Source organism: Aquimarina sp. MMG016, assembly GCF_018100805.1.
Classification (GTDB): Bacteria; Bacteroidota; Bacteroidia; order Flavobacteriales; family Flavobacteriaceae; genus Aquimarina.
Genome location: NZ_JAGJEA010000016.1, coordinates 111,886 through 121,408 on the forward strand (window position 1 = coordinate 111,886; position 9,523 = coordinate 121,408).

The 9,523-nt window shown below is 35.7% G+C and carries 5 protein-coding genes; 4 read left to right on the forward strand and 1 reads right to left on the reverse strand.

What is annotated here, in order from left to right; all coding sequences use genetic code 11:
* Positions 1 to 182: 182 nt before the first annotated feature.
* A complete protein-coding gene (locus J8M14_RS21185; protein ID WP_211076827.1) occupies positions 183 to 3,800 on the forward strand; it encodes a PA14 domain-containing protein in 3,618 nt (1,205 codons plus the stop codon).
* 201 nt (positions 3,801 to 4,001) lie between these two features.
* Here the strand turns inward: J8M14_RS21185 and J8M14_RS21190 are convergent, their stop codons facing one another.
* Positions 4,002 to 6,353 (reverse strand): TonB-dependent receptor, encoded by a 2,352-nt coding sequence (locus J8M14_RS21190; protein WP_211076828.1) that lies wholly within the window; start codon positions 6,351 to 6,353, stop codon positions 4,002 to 4,004.
* 328 nt (positions 6,354 to 6,681) lie between these two features.
* Here J8M14_RS21190 and J8M14_RS21195 point away from each other — a divergent pair, with 328 nt between their 5' ends.
* From J8M14_RS21195 to J8M14_RS21205, 3 genes are all read left to right on the forward strand, one after another.
* Positions 6,682 to 7,743 (forward strand): histidine kinase, encoded by a 1,062-nt coding sequence (locus tag J8M14_RS21195; protein WP_211076829.1) that lies wholly within the window; start codon positions 6,682 to 6,684, stop codon positions 7,741 to 7,743.
* A 173-nt stretch (positions 7,744 to 7,916) separates the two neighbouring features.
* A complete protein-coding gene (locus tag J8M14_RS21200) occupies positions 7,917 to 8,636 on the forward strand; it encodes a LytTR family DNA-binding domain-containing protein (RefSeq protein WP_211076830.1) in 720 nt (239 codons plus the stop codon).
* Between the two features lie 224 nt (positions 8,637 to 8,860).
* The gene (locus J8M14_RS21205; protein WP_211076831.1) at positions 8,861 to 9,292 is read left to right on the forward strand and encodes a hypothetical protein; all 432 of its coding nucleotides are present in this window, start codon (positions 8,861 to 8,863) and stop codon (positions 9,290 to 9,292) included.
* Positions 9,293 to 9,523: the final 231 nt, after the last annotated feature.

Consider the following 9,523-nt stretch of genomic DNA (forward strand, 5'->3'; position numbering starts at 1 on the left):
AACTTAAGTTTACAATCACCATTAGTGTCTTGAACACCAAAAATGTTACCCCTATTATTACTTCATTTTTTAATAGTTAACTTTTTTATGTTTTCTAATTAGTTGGAAAATTCCGCATATGTGATGTTAACCTTTTTAGGTAAAAACACATTAAAGAGTATGAAACTCTTAAAACCAAACATATGAAAACTTGGAATATCACCGGCAAGATAACTAATGCAAAAGGAGAAGGTCTTTCTCATGTAACTGTAAAAGCTTTTGACCTGGATGTCAATGGCGAGGATGCATTAGGAAATTGCATCACAGATCATGAAGGACGATATATTATTAATTATACAGATAGAGATTTTAAAAAAACAAGTAAAGAAAAGGGTGGGCCAGAACTAGTCATTAAGGTTTTTGATCACGATAACGAAAAACAGTTAGGTGCATCAAGAGTGAAACGCAGTGCCGCGGTAAAAGAAGTTATTAATTTATCAATAGCTACCAACGGACAGGAATTAGGGCATTCAATTATTAGTCCAATTGATGATTATCTTTATGGGTTTGAAAAAGATGATATAGCAGAAAGATTGCAAATAGGGGGAACAGAGATTTATCTGGGAAAAGAAAAAATTGCTAAAAAGAGATTGAGTAATGCGCTAAAAAAAAGAGGAATCTTTAATAAGGAGGTATTGGTAGAAATGGCAATGGATGGTTTATCTCTAAAGGAAGAAGCTAAAAAAATGAAAGTGTCAGAACTGGCGCTTACACAATTGATCAATTATGCTATACAAACCACTCCGCAGGATAAATTACAAGTCATAAAAGAACACGTAGAACAACCAAAATTTACCGGGCATCTTAGTTCAGATGACCCTGATTATGATCGTTTTGTTACAGAATTAGGACTGGATGATATTCCGATAGCTTCATTAGAAGATATACAAAAATGGGATATTTACCCTGAGATTTTCTATTGGTACTTTGGAGCTATAGCAGCGGTAGATTTACGTCCATATTTTGGAGATGCACGTAACCAAGGTGGGCGAGGGAGCTGTACTGCATTTTGCTCTACTGCTGTTGTTGAAGGTATGGAATATTTTAGAGATCCTAGAAACCAACCTATAAACTTATCAGAAGAGCTTACTTTTTGGTATTCTAAAAGAGGACAGTTATTTGGGGCAGGAGGATATAGTGGCTTTGCAGCATTACGACATTATGCAGAGTATGGCGGTTGTGAAGAAGCGTATTTGCCATACAATGGCACCAATATGGGATCTAATTATGTACATCTCCCTGTACCTGATGAAGCGATGGATAGAGCTCAGTTTTATAAAAACGGACAGGTTGTGGCGCTTCCTGCCAGAGATATTGCTGCGGTTAAAGAAACATTAAAAACCGGACGCTGTGTAGGACTGGTAAGCGGTGTTCATGGTTGGAGTACATCTACAGGTACGGTTACAATGCCGAACCCTTTGGATTCCAAAGGTATTGGGTCAAGTCATTGCACTACTATTATTGGGTTTATAGATAGAAACGACCTACATAAAGATATGGAAGGTGGTTTTTTTATCGTTCGTAATAGCTGGGGAGGAGCCAATTCTACCGCACATCAATTAGGTCCCGAATATGGTGGGCATTTGTTAATGCCCTATGGTTGGTACAGACGTTATTCACATAGTGCATTTACTATGATTGATCATCAGGCAAATCCTGAGCATGAAAAAAAATGGCTGGTAGAATATTATGATAATAAACATTTAATGGGTAGCCCTCTTAATAGCGTGCAGGCTAAAATAAAAGTCTTCTTGATCAATCAGACCGTAACATTGCCTGTGCCTACAGAAATTGATGAATTAGATTATAATTGGGGAGCAGGTAGTGCATTAAGGTTTGAATTGCCAATTACTACACTAAACCCGCTGATAGATCTCAACTCATTGCCCCTGAAGAATGATTTTTCTATCCGTTTTACCAAATTAAAACGGTTCAAAGAAGGATATTACCGTTTTCACCTAAAAGGTGATGACGGAATACGTTTGTATGTAGATGATCGCTTGGTCATTAACGCCTGGAAAAATCAACCTGCACAAAGCTATACAGAAGAACATTATCTTACCGGAGGAGATCACGTTTTAAGGGTAGAGTATTATGAAAACCAAGGAAGCGCGGTAGTAGAATTAGACATTGAGCCTATCCATTTTACATACGAGATATTTACTAATGATAGCTTATTTGGAGATCCTGCAAATACCTTTATAGATACCAAAACCAGATTAGAATGGCGTCATGTACCTCCGGCAATCAACAGTCAACAACCAGGGGTTTTCTCTTTGAGATCCAAAGCAAATTTGTTTTTTAAAGGGGGCACTTATCAATTTCATGCATTACATACCGGGGGATGTCGTATTTGGGTTGCTAATCAATTAGTTTTAGATGACTGGAATCAGAATAATGCTTCAGGTAATCCGGTGACCATTACTAAAGGTACACATCAAGTTAAGGTAGAATATCGTCATCTGGATATAATACCACAGATGGGATCCAAAACATATTACAGGGCGGCGCTGCATTTCGGGTGGTCAGAACAATTTTGGCTAACAGACGTGCATCAAGATCCCATTCGATGGGATATGAGAAAAGATAGTAGTCCGGATATTAATTATGTAGTTTTCAGGAACCTGGCACTCACAGGTAAGGCTAAGCTTATAGATCAATATCAAGACGGATCCTCAGAACCTTGGCGATTAAATTTTAATAAAATAGATAAACTACTCAATAATTTTAGTCAGACACAAAACTTGAAAACAGATCAGGTAAGTGTACACATGCGTAGAAGAATATTCATCGCCCAGGATGGGTATTATAATGCAAAACTACAATCTGATGATGGCCATAGGCTAAGTATTAATGGTAAACAATTGATAGAAGACCATCATACCACTGGGCCTGACCCTCAGAACAAAGATGTATGGTTAAAAGCTGGGTTTCACGATGTCGCCATAGAATATGCTAATATGGGATGGAGTGCACGGTTTACCTTTGAGCTTAAAAAAACAGAGTGGGATGTGACATATTATGATGGAATCAACTTTGACACATTTATAGCGAATGCCAAAGTTAATGACCTTTCGGATTTACCGGGATCCAGGCCTTCTCAATTGGCTAATCATACCTATTCTGCAAAGGCAAAACGAACCGTATGGTTACCGGTAGGAAGATATCGTTTTCATATTAAGGGAGACGATGGCGTAATACTAAAGATTAATGGCATTAAGTTGATTGATGGGTGGAAGCCCAGTATAACTAAGAATTATAGTGAGGTATATGAACACCAAGGTGGAAATATAACCATCGAGGTAGATTATTTCCAGAATACCTATAGTGCCTTTCTTGGATTTCAGATTTTACCAGAAGGATATCTAGGAGAATATTATAGAGGTACTACATTAGAAAAAGCACCAGAAGGTTCTGACTTGGATCGCAATGTACCGGCAGCCTATCGTTTCGAGCCTGTAATTGATTTTGATTGGGGAGCAGGTAATCGATTAGATAGAGTAGGGTCTAATAATTTTTCTGCTCGATGGTGGGGTAAAGTGCCTCTTCCCGTTGGTCGTTATCGTATAGAACTTAAAGCAGATGATGGAGTTCGACTGTTTATAGATGGTAAAATGGTTATTAATGAATGGAAGGTACAAAAAGCAAAAACGCATACTAAACGAGTGGATTTGGTAGGTAGATATCACAATATCCGATTAGAATATTTTGAGCAATCTGGTAGTGCGGTTTGTAAATTAAGGTTCGTAAGAGAATTTTAAAATAAAAAGAACCGCATCCCTGCTGAATAATCTTTTTAAATCCAGATAACTTAAAAAAAGAGGGTAAGGGATTAAGGTATGTCATTTTGAGCAGAGTTAGGGACTAGATGATAATCGTGGTGATTAGTTTCTTAACTCTGCTCACTATTAGATAAAATATATTTGGTTGGTTTTGTTTGACGGATGAATGACTTCCTATAATTAATTATCGATACGATCTTGTTCGTCTTCAAGACCTGATTTACGTTGCTTTTTGGTCTTTACATCTTTATTGCCAAAAGAATGACCTATATATAGCTGTACGGTTCTACTATCACTACCTCCACGACCATCTATAAAAAGATCTCCAAATTGAGTTCTTCCTCTCCAAGGGATGGTATATAGAATATCATTACCTGCTAATTTTATAGTCCAATTATCCCATTTTTTTTGTAGTCCTACATTAAGAGATCCAAGAGATTCGGTATTATATGTACCACCCCAAATCGATGGACTACTATACCAACCACTTATCTCAAAAGTAAATCCTTTACCAAGTGTAAACGTACTTTGTGCATATCCACCATGGGTAGTTTGATCTACAGGAATAAAGGAAGGATCCGTAGGTTTATAATTGCTGTAATATAGATAAGCACTTACATAGATATTCCACCATTCATTAATTTTTCTGGGATAGGATACACTTAGGTTATAGATTTCCTGATTAGCAACATTACGAGTATTAATGAAGTTTCTGCTTTCGCCTTCAGCCTCGGTGATTTGAGCAAAAAAGTCATTGATATATGAATAACTTAGGCTTGTGGTAAGTGTATACTTATAGGTATGTGACAACTTTATGTTATTCGTGTATTGAGGCTGTAAAAAAGGATTCCCTCTTCTGAAACTCAATTCATCTAACTGAAACTCAAATGGGTTTAATGCCTGATAGTTTGGACGCTGAATTCGACGACTATAAATTAGCGCCAATGAATTGTTTTGAGATGCCTGATAAGTAATTCCGCCCGATGGAAACCAATCTGTATAATCCCGTTCTACCGCTTTGTTGTTATTCTGGTTGCTCGAAGTTAAATCCCCTTTAGAATGCGTATTTTCCATTCGTAGCCCCGCTTGTATTTTCCATTTTTTAACTGCAAAATTATAGTTGACATACCCCGCCGTTACCATCTCATCATATATAAAGTTGTTACTACGACTTTCATCCAGGTTACTTACTCCGTTTTCATTGGTGAAAAAGTCAAAGGTGTTATCAGTTTTTACAAATGATAGTTTAGATCCTAGGGATAAAGTTCCTTTACCCAATTTTTGTTCGTAATCGGCTTTTCCCACATAGATATCAATATCAATAGGAGTATCTTGAGCTGTTATATTTTCATTCAATATGTTTCCATCAGCAGTCACATATATATTGGGTTGGTTATTAAACCGGTCTCTTACATATCGTCCGTAATTGAGATCTATCATCAGACTTCTTCCTAACGTATCTTTATAACGATAATTAAGATTGGTATTGAGATTCAGGCTTTTATTCTCGCTACTATTTGGAGCCAACAGAATACTATCAATTTGTTGTGTTGCCCTTCTTATAATGGGGGTGCGGGAGTTCGTTCTGGATTCAGCATTTCTTAAGGACACATTGATTGAGGCCCCCAAGGTATTTTTAGTATTGATCACATAATCAGCAGAAGTACGGATATTGTGATTAGTTACATCGTATTCAGACGCTGAGCGAGCATCAAAAATATTGTTCCCTTGTATACGATACAGATTAATAAATCCGGTAGAGCGTCCTGTAAAATTGCTGTAATTAGCATTGAAATTCCACTTTTTGGCTTTGGTTGTGATTCCGATTTGAGCGTTGTTTCTAAGAAAATCTCCATAAGTCAAAGTATTAGAAAAACTACCTACGGTACCTAATCCTTTTTCACGCTTTAGACGAAGATTAATAATTCCGGCATTTCCAGCTGCGTCATAACGTGAAGAAGGTTGGGTAATGATCTCAATGCTTTCAATCTCATCGGCCTGTAGCGATTGTAAAAAGGCCGTAAGATCATCACCTTGCAGAAAGCTTTGGCGATCATCAATATAAATTAGAACTCCGTTTTTCCCTTCTACAATAATATTATCATTATTATCTACTCTTACTCCCGGTGCTTTTCTTAAAAGATCTAAACTGTTGTTTCCTGATGATGTAATAGTTTCTGCAACATTAAATACAGTTTTATCAGGTTCTACCTCTACAATAGGTTTTCTGGCAGTTACTTTTACTTCTTCCAGCGCTTCGGTATTTTCTTTCAGGGTAATGGTACCTAAATCTATATTATCTCCGTTAATGGAAATCTCCCTAGTATAGGTTGTAAAACCCAAACTACTTATGGATAGTTGATACGTATTGTTCTGAATGTTTTTTAAATAGAAATTACCCTTTTGATCTGTAATACCTGCTTTAACCAGTTTTTGGTTAGTGTCACTAAGAATAACATTAGTATAGGGTACCGGATTATTTTCAGGGTCTACCACTTTTCCATTTAATGTTTGTGCATTCAGTATACTCATTTGGCATACTATGATAAATATTAAACTAAATAAAAACGATCTCATATTTTTTTGTTTGACCCAAAGGTGAAGACTTTTACAAAGTTTCCAAAAGAGTATCTGCTGAGTTGCCTAATGAATCGATAAGTTGTCCAGGGGCAATCTATCGTGCTATTGGACTATTGGTCGATAAATTCTTTATTCCCACATCGATTATAAATAATTTTGTTGAAACCCTATAGGACATCAATAATCTGCATTTTTGACCTATACTGGATAATAGGATAAATAATAAATTAGAAACTTTACTATCTTCACGAGGATCGTATAGATCAAAAGAATCATTACTATGTGGAATAAAAGAATATATGGTATCAAGTTAGGAGAAATAACAGCGGTGATCTCACTATACTTAATATTATCATTTATATATCGATTTACCCTATGGACTTCTTATTGGGAAAAACCGAATAAATGGGAAAAGCTTTTTAACCTATGGGAGTGGTTCGATAGCGCTGGACTACAATATATGATGATGTTGATAGCCACAGCTATTATTTGGATATTGATTTTTAGGGTTTGTAAAGAGTGGCCACTTAACTATCGTTTATTACTTCATGTAGTTACCTTACCTTTTTTTATTATGATGGCTTGGAAAGGTTATTATTGGGTATGTGAAGGGTTCGATATGAAACATTTAGAAGGAAACGCAGAAAAATGGGATATATACATTCCTGCATTGATTTATATGATTGAGTTTTCCATTTTTCATGCTTATGAGTATTATGTGAGTAATCAAAAGAAGCTTCGCAATGAGATCGAGTTGAAAAATGCTGCACTAAAAAGCGAACTCAGTGCTATCAAGGCACAGCTAAACCCTCATTTTTTGTATAACGTATTTAACACGATTAATGCCGGCATCCCCAAAGAGATGGAAGGTACCCGTGAGATGATTGCAGACTTATCAGATTTGTTCAGGTATCAGCTCAAGGCTAGTAAAGAAGATTTAGTGTCATTAAAAGACGAACTGGATTTTGTACGTAAATATCTGGATCTGGAGCAGAAACGTTTCGAAGATCGTTTACAAATCGATATTGATGTTGAGGAATCTTTATTGAGTCGCCAAATCCCCCCTATGTTATTACAGCCCTTGGTTGAAAATTCGATAAAGCACGGAATTTCACCTTTAACCGAAGGAGGAAGTGTTACAATTACTATTAAAGAAGAAAATAAAGGAACGCTTTTATTTGAGATCAAAGATACTGGAGTCGGAGTCAAAGATAAAGCCATGATGATGGAGACTGGAGTAGGATTAAGCAATACCCAAAAAAGACTAGAAAAGATATATAATTCAGGGCTTTTTCTATTTGATAATCACCCTAGGGGATTAGTGGTACAGTTTAGCATTTAGCCTTGGAGTTTGTGAGTATTTGAGGGGTGAGTGGGTAAGCTTGTTGATTTTTAGGTATACATTAGTAATTTAAAAATTTCATAACGCTATTTGTCATTCCAGACTTGATCTGGAATCCACAAAACAGGTTTAATTAAATAGATCTTGAATTAAATTCAGAATGACATTTTAGAATGAAAAAAGTAATTATAGTCGATGACGAAAAATCGGGCCGTACGTTAATTAAAGAATATCTCGAGCCACATAAAGATCTTATTCTATTAGGTGAAGCCAATAATGGGGTGGATGCTGTCAAGATCATTAATGAGTTTAAACCTGATCTTGTTTTTATGGATATTCAGATGCCGGGGATGACTGGATTTGATGTCCTGGAGCATCTGGAAGAACTCCCACAGATTGTTTTTAGCACAGCTTATGATCAATATGCCCTAAAAGCGTTTGAAGTACATGCAGTTGATTACCTCTTAAAGCCTTATACCAAAGAACGTTTTGATGCTGCCATTGCTCGTATTAGCGAAGTACATAAAATCATCTCTTTGGCAGAAGAACATATAGAACAAAAACATGAATATCCCGAACGTATTATTGTTCAGAAAGGTACTAAATATGTAACCATTGCTACTAATGACATTTATCATGTCGAAGCCTATGGCGATTATTCAAAACTGCATACCGTTTCAGATACTTTTATCAGTAATCATGGGATTAGTGTCTTGGAAGAAAAACTGGATACTAAACAGTTTTTACGGATTCATCGTAGTACAATTGTACATCTTGATAAGATCAAGGAGGTAACCAAATATGGCAAGAGTTATATGATCGTTTTATCCAACCAGGAAAAGGTAAAAGTAAGTAGGGGTTATGCCGATAAGATCAAGGCTTTGATATTTTGATTAAGCTTTGTACCCCAATATTCTGATCTCCATCTAAACAAAATACCGGATATCAGATGTATCTCGTAAATCAGATATTGTTAACTAATTGTTTATAATGTAATTAGTTAGATAAGTATTCTTGGTCTTTCATCTGTTTTTAGAACATTTTATCGATTATTCATTCATAATTAAGATTTATTTTTGTCCTTTAGTTCGCTGATTAGCATATTTTTACATGTACGATGGAGTATGTAAAGGAATCTTCTTTTTATAAGGATGCGATACAGGAATTAAAGTATCCTTTTGGTATATATTATCTCTTTGATGGTTTTATTATAGCAGAGATCAATGAGGGTGTTTTATATACGTGGGATTATCACGGCAAGATTGTAGCTGCAGATATCGCAGAATTGTATGAAAATGATGGGCGGGACATTGTATACATATCTAATCGAATACATTCCTATGCTGTAAAACCAAGTGATTGGATTAAGTTTTATAGCAATAATTATAAGTTAAGAGCTTATGCTGTGGTGAGCAATACCAAGAGAGGGCGCCTGAATATGTTGATTGAAAAACTTTTTATGAAAAATAGAATTCAAAGCTTTGATAACCTTACTGATGCCATTAGCTGGGCCAAAAGCCTAGCTCCCAAAGTACATAAAAACTCCTGATTAAATTCCACTTCAAAACTTTTGATTTGCGGTTACATTTGGCTTCGAGAACTTATATCATAAAGGAGTTATTCATAATCCATAATTCATAATTCGTAATTCATAATTCGTAATTCATAATTCGTAATTCATAATTCGTAATTCATAATTCGTAATTCATAATTCGTAATTCATAATTCATAATTCCTAATTCCTAATTCCTAATTCCTAATTCCTAATTCCTAATTCCTA

Bases quoted from the DNA above. Each gene is read 5' to 3' on its own strand.
- J8M14_RS21205 (WP_211076831.1), top strand. From the start codon at position 8,861: ATGGAGTATGTAAAGGAATCTTCTTTTTATAAGGATGCGATACAGGAA.
- J8M14_RS21185 (WP_211076827.1), top strand. From the start codon at position 183: ATGAAAACTTGGAATATCACCGGCAAGATAACTAATGCAAAAGGAGAA.
- J8M14_RS21200 (WP_211076830.1), top strand. From the start codon at position 7,917: ATGAAAAAAGTAATTATAGTCGATGACGAAAAATCGGGCCGTACGTTA.
- J8M14_RS21195 (WP_211076829.1), top strand. From the start codon at position 6,682: ATGTGGAATAAAAGAATATATGGTATCAAGTTAGGAGAAATAACAGCG.
- J8M14_RS21190 (WP_211076828.1), bottom strand. From the start codon at position 6,353: ATGAGTATACTGAATGCACAAACATTAAATGGAAAAGTGGTAGACCCT.